Raw genomic sequence first — 13,582 nt, 5'->3', positions numbered from 1 at the left:
ACAGCCGTTATGCTAGAGTAAACAATAAAAAATCATCACAGTTATGTTTTCTATCGGGCTGATCAGTCTTATTGCGCTGCTGTATTTAGCGCTTTTATTTACCATTGCATGGGGCGCAGATAGGGCGAGTACTAAGTTTAGGTCTTATCGTGCCAAGCAAGTTACCTATGCCTTGTCACTTGGGGTGTATTGCACCTCTTGGGCGTTTTTTGGTACTACCGCGCAAGCTGCAAATAATGGTTGGTGGCTTGCCCCAACTTATGTTGGCACGATTTTACTATTTATATTTGGTTGGCAAGTCTACACACGAATTGCTGAAATATGCCGCCAGCAGCAACTCACTTCCATGGCGGACTTTATTGCCACTCGTTACGGTAATTCTTCTAGTCTGTCTGGACTCATCTCTCTGATCTCTGTCATTGCGGTTGTGCCCTATATTGCCCTTCAGCTTAATGCTACTAGCGCCAGTATCGGTATGCTAACAAGCGACACCCAGCGGGTGAGTGTCGCGTTTTGGCAGGATAGTACTTTTTATATCACCTTGCTGTTAGCCCTTTTTGCTATTTTGTTCGGCACGCGTAGGCTGAGACCCAGTGAGCATAACCCAGGGTTGATGACTGCAATCGCCTTTGAGTCATTAGTTAAGTTACTGGCGTTTATTGCCGTTGGTGTCTATGTCTGTTTTGTGCTCTTTGAGTCACCCTCTCACTTATTTAACCAAGCGGAGCTGCAGGGAATTACCAAGCAAATAGAGGCATCGGCTAGCCCAACCTATGTTTATTTAGTCCATGTTCTTTTAGGGGTATTGGCAACGCTTTGTTTACCGAGGCAGTTTCATACCTCTTTTATTGAATATGATGAACAAAACCAGTTTAAGACCGCACGCTGGTTGTTTCCTGTTTATTTATTGCTAATTAATTTGTTTATTTTGCCAATCGCCTACGCCGGGCTGGTGTATTTTAATGGTCAAGATGTTGGCTACGATACGTTTGTGCTCGCCTTACCACTGGGATCTGATGCGCCTGTAGTCGCTTTGATAGCCTTTTTAGGAGGGTTCTCTGCGGCGACGAGCATGGTGATAGTCTCAGCCATCGTGCTATCTATCATGATCACCAATGACTTTATCAATCAATTTTTGTTGCGCCGCTCGCAGTTAAATTCGAGCCATAGAGGTTTATCTAAGTTTAATCTGCTCAATGCTCGACGGGTGGTTATTGTTGGCATTTTATTACTGAGTTATGCCAGTCATCGCGTGCTTGCTGAGGGCAACACGTTGGCCAATATGGGGCTCATGTCATTTGCTTTGGTTGCGCAGTTTGCGCCTGCGATGGTGGTTGGTTTGTGGTGGCGTGGGGCATCATGCTTAGGTGCACAATTGGGGATTGTGACAGGTTTTGCAATTTGGTTTTACACGCTATTGTTACCGAGCCTCATTAGTGGCTTTAACTACGAAATTCAATGGCTGAGCGCGGGGCCTATGAATATCACATGGTTAGCGCCTTTAGACTTTTTGGGCCTGGGGTTAGACAGTACGAGTCAGTCCGTGCTGATCTCTTTAAGTGCAAATTTGTTGGTTTATTTGCTGGTGCCGTTTATTTCATCTGCACGTCTTGCTGAGCGCTTACAAAGCAATAAATTTGTAATGCCGTCCAAATCTGCACAATCCGCAAACACGGTATTGAGTTACCAAGACTTGGCAACATTACTGCAGCGCTTTAGCGAGCAAGCACGTGCGCAGCAGCTTGTTGAGCTTCATTTTCCTAAAGAGCCTGCAAACTGGAAACAGGCAGCGCCATTGCAAGTTGAAAATATGATCGAGCGGGAGATGTCGACGCTCGTTGGAGGGGCATCTGCGAAACTGATTTTAGATGTCGCCAAAGATGAAAAACGCCAGCCTTTAGAGCAAGTTGCAGAATTTGTCGATGAAGCGTCACAGGTGCTACGTTTTAATCGCGACTTACTGCAGTCGACGATAGAAAACGTCAGTCAGGGGATAAGTGTAGTAGATAGCCAACTGCAATTGGTCGCTTGGAACCAGCGCTACGCAGAAATGTTTAATTATCCAGACAATGCGTTGTTTATCGGGCGTCCTGTGGCTGAGCTTATTCGTTACAATGCGCAGCGTGGACTATTTGGTGATGCCGATGTCGAGCAGCAAGTAGAGAAGCGTCTATCACATTTACGACGAGGCAATGCGTATCGCTACCGCCGCGAGCATCACGATGGTCGAGTGTTTGAAATGCAAGGTAACCCATTGCCTGGAGGTGGATTTGTAACGACCTATACAGATATCACCGAGTTTGTAAAACAACAATCCTTACTAGAGCAAGTTAATGTCAATCTAGAAGAAACGGTTGCGGCAAGGACCAAAGAGTTGATAGACGCCAACCGTGCTTTATCTTCTGCGAAACGCCAAGCGGAACATGCAACGGAGAGTAAGACCCGCTTTTTCGCTGCAGCGAGTCATGATCTGTTACAGCCATTTAACGCAGCGAGCCTGTTTTGCTCATTGATGAGTGAAAAGGCCCAAGGGACCGACTTAGCTGAGCTTTCGCAAAGCATCAAAAGTTCATTGGCAAGTGCTGAAGAACTGTTGTCGAGCATTCTTGAACTCACAAAATTAGAGGCTGGGGCGTTTAAGGTTAACCGCTCGCGCTTTGCATTGTCGTCACTGCTGGAACCATTGGAAAATGAATATGGGGCGGTTGCGAAAGACAAAGGGTTAGCGTTTGCGGTGCAGGTTTGTGATGTCATGCTCTACACCGATAAAGCTCTCCTAAAAAGGGTATTGGGGAACTTACTGAGTAACGCTATCCGTTACACTGAGTCTGGTACGGTAAGACTTATCGCTGAATGTCAGGGGGAGAGTGTTTCTATCATTGTTGAAGACACTGGCGTGGGCATTGCAAAGCAAGATCAGGACGCCATATTTCAAGAGTTTAAACAGCTGCATAGTAAAGAGCTGGCGCAGGGGTTAGGACTTGGACTTGCGATCAGTAAACGAATTTGCGAAGTGTTGGAAATACCCATCACCCTTGGCTCACAACTTAATAAAGGCACGCAATTTACCTTAACACTGCCAAGTTATGGAATGCAGACGGATCAAAAGACCGAAGTAACCGCTGACAAGCCCAGCGGTGATTCGCAATTATCGGGTCTGTCTATTTGGTTGCTAGATAATGATGCCAACGCGCTTAATGCACTATCTCAAGTATTACTGAGCTGGGGGTGTCAGGTGGCCGTAGCGCGAGATGAGGCAGAGCTTAGCGCGCTGCAAGCAACGAGCCGGGCTGATATGCTGATCGCGGATTATCAGCTTGATCATGGTGTCACTGGACTTGAGGTAATAGCAGCGCTTGCGCTTGATGATATGGCAATCATTATTAACACAGCTAACCACGACGAGGCTATTCGAGAGCGAGTGAGTGATGCAGGGATCCCATTACTCTATAAGCCACTCAAAACGCCTGCCCTAAAGCGCATGATTAAGCGACTAATCTAGTTGTTTATGTGCTCGCTTCATCGTCGAGATGTACATCCGTAGCCAGCTGATTAAAGAGGATCCCAGCTTGGGTGCGGTTATACACATTGAGCTTTTTTAAAATAGCTGAAACATGCTGTTTGATGGTGGTCTCTTGAATCGACATTGCATACGCAATCTGCTTATTCAAAAGGCCGTCGGCAATCATGGTTAATACTCGATATTGCTGGGGAGTTAGCTTTTCTAAATTACGCGCAAATTGCGCTTGTTCGCTGTCATTTTCAGGTGCGATATCCACGATTTCGGGTAACCAGGTTTCTCCTTCAATAACGAGCTTGATGGCACCACTGATCACCTCTAGTGAGGAAGACTTGGGAATATAAGCGCTTGCCCCGAGGGCAACGCATTGGCTAATAATGGCTGCCGATTCGTTGGCTGAAACCATGATCACCAATATGTCTGGATACTGATTTCTTAACCGGGCAAGACCCTCGAGACCTTTCGCACCAGGAATAGATAAGTCCAAAAATACTAGCTCTGTCTCAGGATGCGCGAGCAACATCTCGAATAAGCTGTCTAAGGTACTGGCTTCTTTGATGGGATCATGACCAATCGCTTGTGCAGCGGCTTGTTTGAGTGCGCTGCGAAATAATGGGTGGTCATCAGCGATGATTGCTTGCACCTGAGACATCCTTAACTAACTCCTAGTATCCGTTGTTATAGGGTATTTCCAAAACTACATCAAGTGATTGAGATAGCGAGGCTCCCTTGCAGCCTCGCTTGCGGTGCTAAAAACGATAACCCACGGTAAGCGAAACGGTTCTTGGGTCGCCAAAGTAGCCTATCAAGGTATTATCACCACCAAGCCCCGGCGTGTACTTACTCACATTACTCGGATCGCTCGGGTCTGGTGTCACGAACTGATAGCCTCCTATCATATATTCTTCATCGGTCAGGTTTTTCCCATGAAGACCAACACGCCAATTGCCATCTGTGCTATACCAATTAATACTCAGATTGACTAAACCATAGCTATCCTGCGTCAGTAGGCTATCTTCCTCAAATAAGACATAATCACCACGATGGTAGTAGCTAGCATTGAATACCCAATCGCCAATATCACTGTAGAGTTTGTATGTCGCCCCAAGGTTAAAAGTTAAATCAGGGGTGTTAGAAATACTAAAGCGGTCTGATTTGTCAAATGTCGCGCCTGTGTCTGGGTTAGTATCGAGTACCTCTTCGAAGTCGCTGTCTATATATCCTATCGCGGCGTCAAAACTCAGCGCCTCTGTAGCGACATAGCTCAGTTCGGCTTCAATACCATTTGCTGTAGACTTACCGATGTTGCCAAGTCGTTGGTTTAGATCGGCAGAGGTTGCACCGGGCAATACGGAAATATATTGGCGGTCTTTGTGATCTAACGTGAATAGCGTGATATTGGCTCTTAGATTATCGTTCCACTCGCTTTTCATACCGATTTCGAATGAATCTACGATTTCAGGATCTGCAGCAGGCTCTGCGGTGCTGGCTCTGGGGTTGAAGGTGCCGGATTTAAATCCTTGAGCATAGCTGGCAAAGAACATAATATCGCGGTTGTATTGATATTCCACTCCCACTCTTGGCGTAAACCGTGACCAATCTTCTTCATCATCAAGCACTGACGGTACTAGCTCACCTGCAGGGCGTGTATAACCTGGGATCCAATTTGATTCGGGATACACGACATCAAAGACCAAACCGTTGCTGACTTGTGCCTCTTTGCTGTCTTTAGTGTAACGAGCGCCCAGTGTGAGCGACCACTGCTCTGCTAAATCAATGGTGCCTTGAATATAGGCGGCTTTACTATTTGAGTTGTTACAGCCACTAACTTCTCGCGTAAGACCGGAGGCACCTAAGCTTTGTCCTAACACTTCCAAAATTGCTTGGAATTGGCCGCATGACTCGCCATCGTAATAATATAGACCTGAGACAAATTTGTAGCCGTTACCTGCATGGCTTAGCTGTATCTCATGCGTGGTTTGCTCGTCATCATAAATGGCGGGTACATCAAAGATCCGCAGTGGCGTATTATCAAAGTCGATATTGGTCGGGGAGTAACTATCTCGGCTAGCACCGATGTATTTTATTGTGGTGGCGTCAGAAAGATCCCAGCGAGCGGTCAAACTATATCCCTCAAGTTCGACTTTATTCCAGGTTGGCATACTGGTGTAAGAATCAAATACGCTGTCAGGCACGGGGGCGTCAGTCAGTAAGCTCGGCAACAAGCGATAACCTCCTTTAGAGTTGGAGTCATCGTCGGTTTTATCCCATGCTAAACGGAAGAACAAATCATCGCTTGGACGATATTCCAAGGTTAACCGTGCAGCTTGAATTTCTTTATTGTAGTTTTCCTTATCTTGGCCGGGTAGCGTTGAAACCTTGAATTCACCAAAGCCATCTCGATTCAAAGTGGCAAAGCCATAACCTAAGTAGAGTGTGTCTTCTACGAGCGGCAGTTGACCTGTGATCTTAAGATCGCGTTGATTATAACTACCAACCGTCCCCTCCACGTTAAATGTCGCATCGCCAGACATTTCTTTAGTGACATATTTGATTGCGCCACCAATGGTGTTTTTGCCGTATAGCGTTCCTTGCGGTCCTCGTAGTACTTCAATCTGTTGTACATCAAGCAGATCGAGTACAGCCCCTTGCGGCCTTGCCAAATAAATGTCATCGACGTAAATACCGACACCGGGTTCATAACCCCATAATGGATCTTGTTGCCCGACACCACGAATAAAAGCAGTGAGGGTAGAGTTAGTGCCACGGCTAGCTTGAAGTGTGGTATTGGGTGAAAACTGTTGGACTTCAGAGAGGACCGAAATGCCATTTTCGAGTAGATCGGTTTCACCGATAGAAGTCACTGCAACTGGAACGGTTTGAAGGTTTTCTACCGTCTTACGCGCCGTGACTTCAATGCGTTCTAGCTTGCCTTCTGATTGTGTTGCTTGTTCTGCTGCCGCTGGGCTGACTTGAGTTGCGAGTGTAATAGCCAACGCGATAGCTGAATATCTAGGTTGGTAAATGTTCATCCTGTGGTCCCTATTATTGTCATTTTGGGTGCTTGTTGTCACACCAAAGCATAGGGGAGTTGTAAAGTTTTTCTATTAGTACCTTAGTACTAATGCCTTGATACGCTAGGATTAACACGGGGTGTAGGGCTTCTATAACCTTAGTACTATGGTTTTTATTGCGCCTGCACGCCACACTGATATTCATCAACAGTATGCCCAACACATCAACTTATAACGGGCATTAATAACAATAAAAGGAAGCCCTTATGCTCAGTATGCTTGGACTGGCAGGAGGACTTGGCCTGCTTATTTGGCTAACTCTCCGTGGCGTAAACTTGTTTATCGCAGCTCCTCTGTGCGCTTTATTGGTCGCATTAACGAGTGGCGTTGCGCTATTTCCCACAGAAGCTGTAGAAAGCAGCTTTCTTACACTCTATATGGATGGCTTTGCTGGCTTTTTGAGTGCTTGGTTTTTCATGTTTTTGCTTGGCTCTTTGTTCGGTAAGTTCATGGAAGACAGCGGTGCTGCCGACAGCGTGGCACGCTATATTGTCGACAAGTTAGGTATGAAGCATGCGGTATTAGCGGTGGTGATTGCCTGTGCTGTGTTAACGTATGGTGGTGTGAGTGTTTTTATTGTCGCTTTCTCTGTCTATCCTATGGCGCTCAGCTTATTTAAAGATGCCAATTTACCAAGGCGCTTTATTCCCGCAACTCTGGCCTTCGGCTCAGTCACCTTTACCATGACTTCGGCAGGCTCCCCTGAAATCCAAAACTGGATCCCAATAAAATATTTAGGCACTTCGCCTTATGCGGCTTGGGAAGTCAGTCTAGTGGTCGCCACATTTATGGCCATTACGGGTTATTGGTGGTTGAAAAAGATGATAGCCAAAGCGGTGGCAAATGGTGAGCACTTTGAGGCGAAAGAAGATGACCCTGAAATCCATGAACGTAACTATCCTCATCCAATCACTGGTGTACTGCCTTTAATCGTGGTGTTAATTTTATCTTTTACACTTCATGATGTGCTGCAGCAAAGTGCACTCATTGTAGCGTTGCTAGGCGGTGTACTCAGTATTGTCGCGATTAACTTTAAGCATTTTCACAACATGGGAGCCGCGATTAACCTAGGTACAACAGGTGCGCTAGTTGCTATCGGTAATACCAGTGCCGTAGTGGGTTTTGGTGCGGTAGCAAAAAACACCGAGGCATTTCAATTAGCGGTCGAGATGATGACACAGATGCCGGGTAATGAGTTACTTGGCGCCGCGGTGGCGGTAAGTGTAATAGCCGGTTTAACCGGTTCGGCATCCGGTGGGCAAGCCATTGCGTTACCTTTAGTGGCACCGCACTACATTGATGCGGGTGTCAATCCAGAACAATTACATCGTGTTGTCGCTATTAGCTCAGGCGCTTTGGATACCTTACCGCACAATGGCTATGTGGTCACAACCATTCGTGCCATCTGTAAAGAAACACATCAACGAGCATATTGGTCCATGGCTGCGTTGACTGCGGTCGTACCGCTGGTGGGGGTTGCCCTCGCATTAACCCTATTCATCTTATTTTAACGGAGAGATACAGCAATGAAGCGGATTTTCCTGTTACTTTTGTTCGTTGCCAGCAATATTGTCTATGGCAGTGAGACAAACAAACCTATGCTGGTTGAAAAGCGGGCATTTACACTCGCGCACTTTACTACAGAGTCTGGAGTCAGCATTCCTGACGTTAAGGTCGGCTGGGAAAGCTATGGCAAGTTAAATACCGACAAAAGCAATGCAATTTTGATCACGCATTTCTTTTCTGGCACATCTCACGCCGCGGGCAAGTATCGAGAATCTGACGTATTGGCAGGTTACTGGGATGCCATTATCGGCCCGGGCAAAGCGATAGATACTAACAAATACTTCGTGATAAGTTCAGATACTTTGGTCAACGCAAATTGGCATAATAAAGATGTGATCACAACGGGCCCTGCATCCATTAATCCAAAGACGGGCAAACCTTATGGCTTGGATTTTCCCGTGGTGACCATCGGTGATTTTGTTGAAGTGCAAAAGCAACTACTGGATAGCTTAGGTATCGACAAACTACATGCGGTGATGGGCGCGTCTATGGGGTCTTTCCAAGCGTTAGAATGGTCAGTGCGTTATCCGGAAAAAGTGTCACGTTTAATTCATGTGATTGGCGCGGCAAAGATGGATGCTTGGACCGTTGCGGCGTTAGAGAAATGGGCTTTACCTATCCGACTTGATCCAAATTGGCAGGGCGGGGACTACTACGACGGGGAAAGGCCGCTTGCTGGACTCACGGCCACGATGCTTAATATTACTCAAGACGCGATGCACCCCGCTATTTACAACGCCAGTTTTCCAGGCTTTATTGTGCTTGATCCCAAAGCAAAACAAGATATTCGTCAGCTTCCTAAACTCAGCCAAACGCTAGCCACGCGCGCACGAGCGAGAGCTGAAACGCAAGATGCGAATTCAATCTTGTATTTAGTCCGCGCCTCGCAATTATACACCGCAGGCATGCAAGGTAATTTTGATAGCGCTATCGATAAAATCACAGCAAAGGTTTTATTGATGCCTGCAAGCAATGACTTGTTATTAAGGCCTGAGCCCATTCGTAAGCTAGCAGAAACCCTAAAAGCCAAGAATAAAGACGTGCAGATCACAGAGATAGAAGGTGTTTGGGGACATTTAGACGGTATTTTTTCAATTCAATCACAGGCTGACACCATTGCTCAGTTCTTAGCAAAATAATCAAGGAGCGACGATGAAGACGGCGTTGATCACAGGGGCTGCAAGTGGCATTGGTCGCTATATCGCGATGGCCCTGAGCAAACAAGGTTACAGCTTAGTGCTCGTAGACTTGAACTTAGCGCAAGCACAGACGGTAGCCGAGTCTATCGTCAGTGACGGAGGAAATGCACAAGCGTTTGCGCTCAATATCGCTAATAAGCAAGACATCGCTGACTTTATCCGTCAGCACGATAACATTGATGTGCTTATCAATAACGCAGGTGTGCAACATGTTGAAGCTCTGGAGCATTATCCAGAAGATAAATGGCAATTGCTGCAAGACGTGATGCTAACTGGCCCTGCCATGTTGTGTAAGGCAGTATTGCCGCATATGCGCAGAGGAGGCTTTGGCCGCATCGTCAATATTGGTTCTATCCACGCTTTAGTCGCTTCTAAATATAAGTCTGCTTATGTCGCTGCAAAACATGGGTTAATGGGATTTGGCAAAGTATTGGCGCTTGAAACCGCGGACTGCGATATCACCGTGAACACTATTTGCCCCGCTTATGTAAAAACCCCATTGGTAGAACTGCAAATTACCGCGCAAGCGAAACAGCATGGGATTAGTGAAGATGAAGTGATAAACAATATTATGTTGGCGCCAATGCCGAAAAAGGCCTTTATAGGGTTGGATGAGATTGCCCATGCTGTCAATTTTTTACTCGCAAATGAGTCACGCAACATTACTGGCCAAGCCATTGTGCTGGACGGCGGCTGGACAGTGCAATAGGAGGAATGATGGCTGGATTTGATAAGGTAGTCGTAAGCTACGAAGAAGCAATGGCAGGACTTTGCGATGGCATGACCGTGATTGCGGGGGGCTTCGGTTTGTGCGGGATCCCTGAAGGTTTGATAAGCCAAATACGCCACATGGGCACAAAGGACTTAACCGTGGTTTCTAATAACTGCGGAGTAGACGGGTTTGGTTTAGGGGTTTTGCTTGAGGACAAGCAGATCCGTAAAATGGTGGCTTCCTACGTGGGAGAAAACGCCTTGTTTGAGCAGCAGTTATTGAGCGGTGGATTGGAAGTTGAATTAACTCCACAAGGGACACTTGCAGAAAAGATGCGCGCAGGTGGAGCTGGGATCCCCGCTTTTTATACCGCAACAGGCGTTGGTACACCCGTTGCTGAGGGCAAAGAGGTAAAAACGTTTGGTGATAGAGAATATATTTTAGAGCCGAGTATTACGGGAGACTTTGCCATTGTAAAAGCGTGGAAAGCAGACCGTTTTGGCAATTGTGTTTATCGCCACACCGCCATGAACTTTAATCCAATGGCTGCAACGGCTGGAAAAATTACCGTCGTTGAAGTGGAAGAAATTGTAGAGCCCGGCGAAATCGAACCGAGCCAAATTCATACCCCCGGAATTTATATCGACAGAGTGATTCTAGGACAGTTCGAAAAACGCATCGAAAAACGTACTGTGAAGGAGCAAGCATAATGGCATTAACCAGAGAGCAAATGGCCATGCGAGTGGCGCAGGAATTAAGAGATGGGTTTTATGTCAACCTTGGCATTGGGATCCCCACGCTGGTGGCCAATTATGTGCCACAGGGCATGGATGTGATGCTGCAATCGGAAAATGGCTTATTAGGCATGGGCGCTTATCCGACCGAGCAGGAAGTGGATGCGGATATGATCAATGCAGGTAAGGAAACCGTTACGGCCCGTACGGGAGCCGCCATTTTTAGTTCGGCAGAAAGCTTTGCAATGATCCGTGGCGGTCATGTGGACCTGACGGTGCTTGGCGCTTTTGAGGTAGATCAGCAAGGTAATCTTGCCAGCTGGATGATCCCAGGTAAGCTTATCAAGGGCATGGGTGGCGCGATGGATCTTGTCGCTGGGGCTAAAAATATAATTTGCACCATGACGCATGCGAATAAACAAGGCGAGTCCAAGCTGCTACAGCACTGCAGTTTACCGCTCACCGGCGTAAACTGTATCAATAAGATAGTAACCGATCTTGCGCTGCTTGAAGTCAAAGAGGGTGCATTTCATTTACTTGAGCGAGCTCCAGGTGTTAGCGCCTCGGAAATTCAAGCCAAAACCGCAGGCATGTTGATTTGCCCAGATGACGTACCGGAGATGGTGTTTAGTTAGGATTGAGCTAAAGCTGAGTTACCACGCTATGCATGCAGCTGGCTGTAACGCGAGCTGCGCTACATTTGTCATTCTGCGCTGCTGTCACAAGGTGGCTTGTAATCAACATACCTTCTCAGTTATCTAAAAGTCCTATTTTTCCCCTTAATTATCGCTCAGCTGCTTAGTATGAAGAAAATGCACTTTTATCTAGGGCCTGTTGACCTTTGCTGTTTGATTTTTGTTCTCCTGAGTGTGTTTTGGTCGCGACGCTCGACTTGCCGCCTAGTGATCTAGGCAAAAGTTGAGCAACAATGAACAAAGCGCACTCAGGTGAACCCAAAGGGCAGCGCTTGATTGGCATTTCTTCTGTGTTGCCCCACAAGGATGTGGGGTAAGGTGACTTTGCAGGAGCACAAAGTCTTTATCGCCTGACTCACATAGAACAACTATGCTACGCAGGCTCTGCCTTGTATAAATACCAATCAAACTGCTGCAAAAACAAACTTGAAAGATAAACAGGCCCTAGTACTTTATTATTGATTGTGGTTACGATTTGTCACATAATTTGCGCCGCGTTTCAACGCGCTCTCAGCTGGGTTGTCGAGAGTTAATAATCACGTAAAGGAACTATATAATGACAAAAAATATCGTGCGTTTAGCACTAGCCTCTCTATTTACTATCTCTTTGACTGCTTGTGTTTCAACTTCTACTGAGGTTAAACAAAATATGGCATATGAATTTCCAATCACACTCTCAGCTCAACAACCTGTATTGATATTCCCGGTTTCGCTACATGGTGTTCCAGGAAACGACCGTGAAGTGGGTTTAGCAATTACCGCTGGCGTAACGGGAAAACATGGTGCGTCTGTTGTTTCAAGTCAACAGTTATATGATGTGGTTGGTAACTTGTCTTGGACTGTGGGTGAAAACATGCGTAGACATGTTAATCAAGGTAATTATGCACTTACAGGTTCGGCTCAGCGCATTGCAGATGATCTTACAGGTGCAATACAAAAGCTGACTAAGACGCTAAAGTCGACAGGAGTGATCAAAGATAATGGGTTTAACTTTAACAGAGTGATCGTACTGCATGTTGATAGTTCTGGTGGGATCCCAGTACCGGGTGTAAATCGTGTAACGGCATTTGGCGGGATCATTGATTTGGAGAATCAAGCTGTAGTGTCTTACATAGAAAAAGACTTGGTACTGGCTGATGGATATGATGCTGTATTGGCGCAAATGCCAATGGAAATGAATGGCATCATTGAAGATCTTATCAATAAAGGTTAAGCGTCTGGCTTTACAAACAAAATGACCACGATATCAGGAGGCAATTTCCTGATATCGTGAGATTTATCCTCGCTGATGCTATCTGTTACGCTCTACGTGCATTCATCTCAGCAATAAACTTGTTCGAATCTTCAATAGAACGGTTCATATCTGCGATTAGGGCGCTAATATCACGCTTTAACCCCGTAAACTCACCTTTAATAGCGCTTACCGCTTGTGCATTTAAGTTGTGTTTAAGGTACAGCACATTATCTTGTAGTGAGTCGAGCACGGGCTGCATTTTGGCTTCACTGCTGCGCATTGAGCGAAGTAAGCGTTCAAATTGGCGTTGTGTTTGGCTTAATTGCTTAGCACTCTCGCGTTTTAAGTTTGCACTCGAATATTGCTCAAGTTCATCTTGCCATTCGTCAAATAGCGCATTAGCCACGTCTTCCACTTTGTCTATATTGCTACTTACTTCAGCAGCAGCGGCAAGGGATGATTGGTAGTCATCGTTAAGCAGGTTATAGGCTTCTTGTAATTCACCACCGTTAAAATTAATTAAGGTGGTGAGTCTTTCCAATGCCGATTGAAACTCTTTTTGTGATTCCTCTTGGGACTCCTTGGTTTCTTCGACACGATCAACCAATATCTCGCGTTTATGCACACCAAACTTTTCCATGGTGGCGTAATAGGCACTTTGGCAGCCAGTAACGAGTAAAAGTAACACTGCGCTTAAGGTGAGTTTCTTCATTTGCACTCCCGGGCTCTAGAAGGTCAATAATCAGTAAGTGGCCACGTGACCATTTAGCACTATAAATTATGGCGGGGATTGTTATGATGTGTAAAGTGATCCATGAATATTAACTTGATTATGATGCAAAGAATAA

10 protein-coding genes are annotated in these 13,582 nt (G+C 46.1%); 7 read left to right on the top strand and 3 right to left on the bottom strand.

Annotated features, from left to right (window positions below; translation table 11 throughout):
* Positions 1-43 precede the first annotated feature (43 nt).
* Entirely contained in the window at positions 44-3,502 is a 3,459-nt protein-coding gene (locus NO992_RS16545; RefSeq protein WP_371379051.1) for a PAS-domain containing protein, read from the top strand.
* Between the two features lie 4 nt (positions 3,503-3,506).
* Here the strand turns inward: NO992_RS16545 and NO992_RS16540 are convergent, their stop codons facing one another.
* Positions 3,507-4,172: a response regulator gene (locus tag NO992_RS16540; RefSeq protein WP_371379048.1), complete on the bottom strand. Its 666-nt coding sequence runs from the start codon at positions 4,170-4,172 to the stop codon at positions 3,507-3,509.
* Positions 4,173-4,269: 97 nt separating this feature from the next.
* On the bottom strand, positions 4,270-6,552 hold the full coding sequence (locus NO992_RS16535) for a TonB-dependent receptor (RefSeq protein ID WP_371379045.1): 2,283 nt from the start codon (positions 6,550-6,552) through the stop codon (positions 4,270-4,272).
* A gap of 248 nt (positions 6,553-6,800) precedes the next feature.
* Between NO992_RS16535 and NO992_RS16530 the strand changes: the two genes are divergently transcribed.
* The 6 genes from NO992_RS16530 to NO992_RS16505 all read left to right on the top strand — a co-directional run bounded on the left by NO992_RS16530 (position 6,801) and on the right by NO992_RS16505 (position 12,713).
* Positions 6,801-8,105: a GntP family permease gene (locus NO992_RS16530; RefSeq protein WP_099031119.1), complete on the top strand. Its 1,305-nt coding sequence runs from the start codon at positions 6,801-6,803 to the stop codon at positions 8,103-8,105.
* A 15-nt stretch (positions 8,106-8,120) separates the two neighbouring features.
* On the top strand, positions 8,121-9,299 hold the full coding sequence (locus NO992_RS16525) for a homoserine O-acetyltransferase (protein ID WP_371379041.1): 1,179 nt from the start codon (positions 8,121-8,123) through the stop codon (positions 9,297-9,299).
* Positions 9,300-9,312: 13 nt separating this feature from the next.
* Positions 9,313-10,068: a 3-hydroxybutyrate dehydrogenase gene (locus NO992_RS16520; protein WP_371379038.1), complete on the top strand. Its 756-nt coding sequence runs from the start codon at positions 9,313-9,315 to the stop codon at positions 10,066-10,068.
* Between the two features lie 8 nt (positions 10,069-10,076).
* Positions 10,077-10,781, top strand: a complete 705-nt coding sequence (locus tag NO992_RS16515) for a CoA transferase subunit A (RefSeq protein WP_305777500.1) — start codon at positions 10,077-10,079, stop codon at positions 10,779-10,781.
* Complete coding sequence (locus tag NO992_RS16510) at positions 10,781-11,440, top strand: 3-oxoacid CoA-transferase subunit B (protein ID WP_305777501.1); 660 nt, start codon at positions 10,781-10,783, stop codon at positions 11,438-11,440. Before NO992_RS16515 ends, NO992_RS16510 begins: the two co-directional genes overlap by 1 nt.
* Positions 11,441-12,056: 616 nt before the next feature.
* Positions 12,057-12,713 (top strand): hypothetical protein, encoded by a 657-nt coding sequence (locus tag NO992_RS16505; protein ID WP_371379035.1) that lies wholly within the window; start codon positions 12,057-12,059, stop codon positions 12,711-12,713.
* 85 nt (positions 12,714-12,798) lie between these two features.
* Here the strand turns inward: NO992_RS16505 and NO992_RS16500 are convergent, their stop codons facing one another.
* Positions 12,799-13,446 carry a DUF2959 domain-containing protein gene (locus NO992_RS16500; protein WP_010376354.1) on the bottom strand — a complete coding sequence of 216 codons (648 nt, stop codon included), beginning with the start codon at positions 13,444-13,446 and terminating at the stop codon, positions 12,799-12,801.
* Positions 13,447-13,582: the final 136 nt, after the last annotated feature.

The organism is Pseudoalteromonas sp. DY56-GL79 (assembly GCF_041414765.1).
GTDB lineage: Bacteria > Pseudomonadota > Gammaproteobacteria > Enterobacterales > Alteromonadaceae > Pseudoalteromonas > Pseudoalteromonas piscicida.
This window is presented reverse-complemented; position numbering and strand designations above follow the sequence as displayed.

Excerpts from the sequence above, each read along its gene's own strand:
- NO992_RS16545 (WP_371379051.1), top strand. The coding sequence starts at position 44 with ATGTTTTCTATCGGGCTGATCAGTCTTATTGCGCTGCTGTATTTAGCG.
- NO992_RS16540 (WP_371379048.1), bottom strand. The coding sequence starts at position 4,172 with ATGTCTCAGGTGCAAGCAATCATCGCTGATGACCACCCATTATTTCGC.
- NO992_RS16535 (WP_371379045.1), bottom strand. The coding sequence starts at position 6,552 with ATGAACATTTACCAACCTAGATATTCAGCTATCGCGTTGGCTATTACA.
- NO992_RS16530 (WP_099031119.1), top strand. The coding sequence starts at position 6,801 with ATGCTCAGTATGCTTGGACTGGCAGGAGGACTTGGCCTGCTTATTTGG.
- NO992_RS16525 (WP_371379041.1), top strand. The coding sequence starts at position 8,121 with ATGAAGCGGATTTTCCTGTTACTTTTGTTCGTTGCCAGCAATATTGTC.
- NO992_RS16520 (WP_371379038.1), top strand. The coding sequence starts at position 9,313 with ATGAAGACGGCGTTGATCACAGGGGCTGCAAGTGGCATTGGTCGCTAT.
- NO992_RS16515 (WP_305777500.1), top strand. The coding sequence starts at position 10,077 with ATGGCTGGATTTGATAAGGTAGTCGTAAGCTACGAAGAAGCAATGGCA.
- NO992_RS16510 (WP_305777501.1), top strand. The coding sequence starts at position 10,781 with ATGGCATTAACCAGAGAGCAAATGGCCATGCGAGTGGCGCAGGAATTA.
- NO992_RS16505 (WP_371379035.1), top strand. The coding sequence starts at position 12,057 with ATGACAAAAAATATCGTGCGTTTAGCACTAGCCTCTCTATTTACTATC.
- NO992_RS16500 (WP_010376354.1), bottom strand. The coding sequence starts at position 13,446 with ATGAAGAAACTCACCTTAAGCGCAGTGTTACTTTTACTCGTTACTGGC.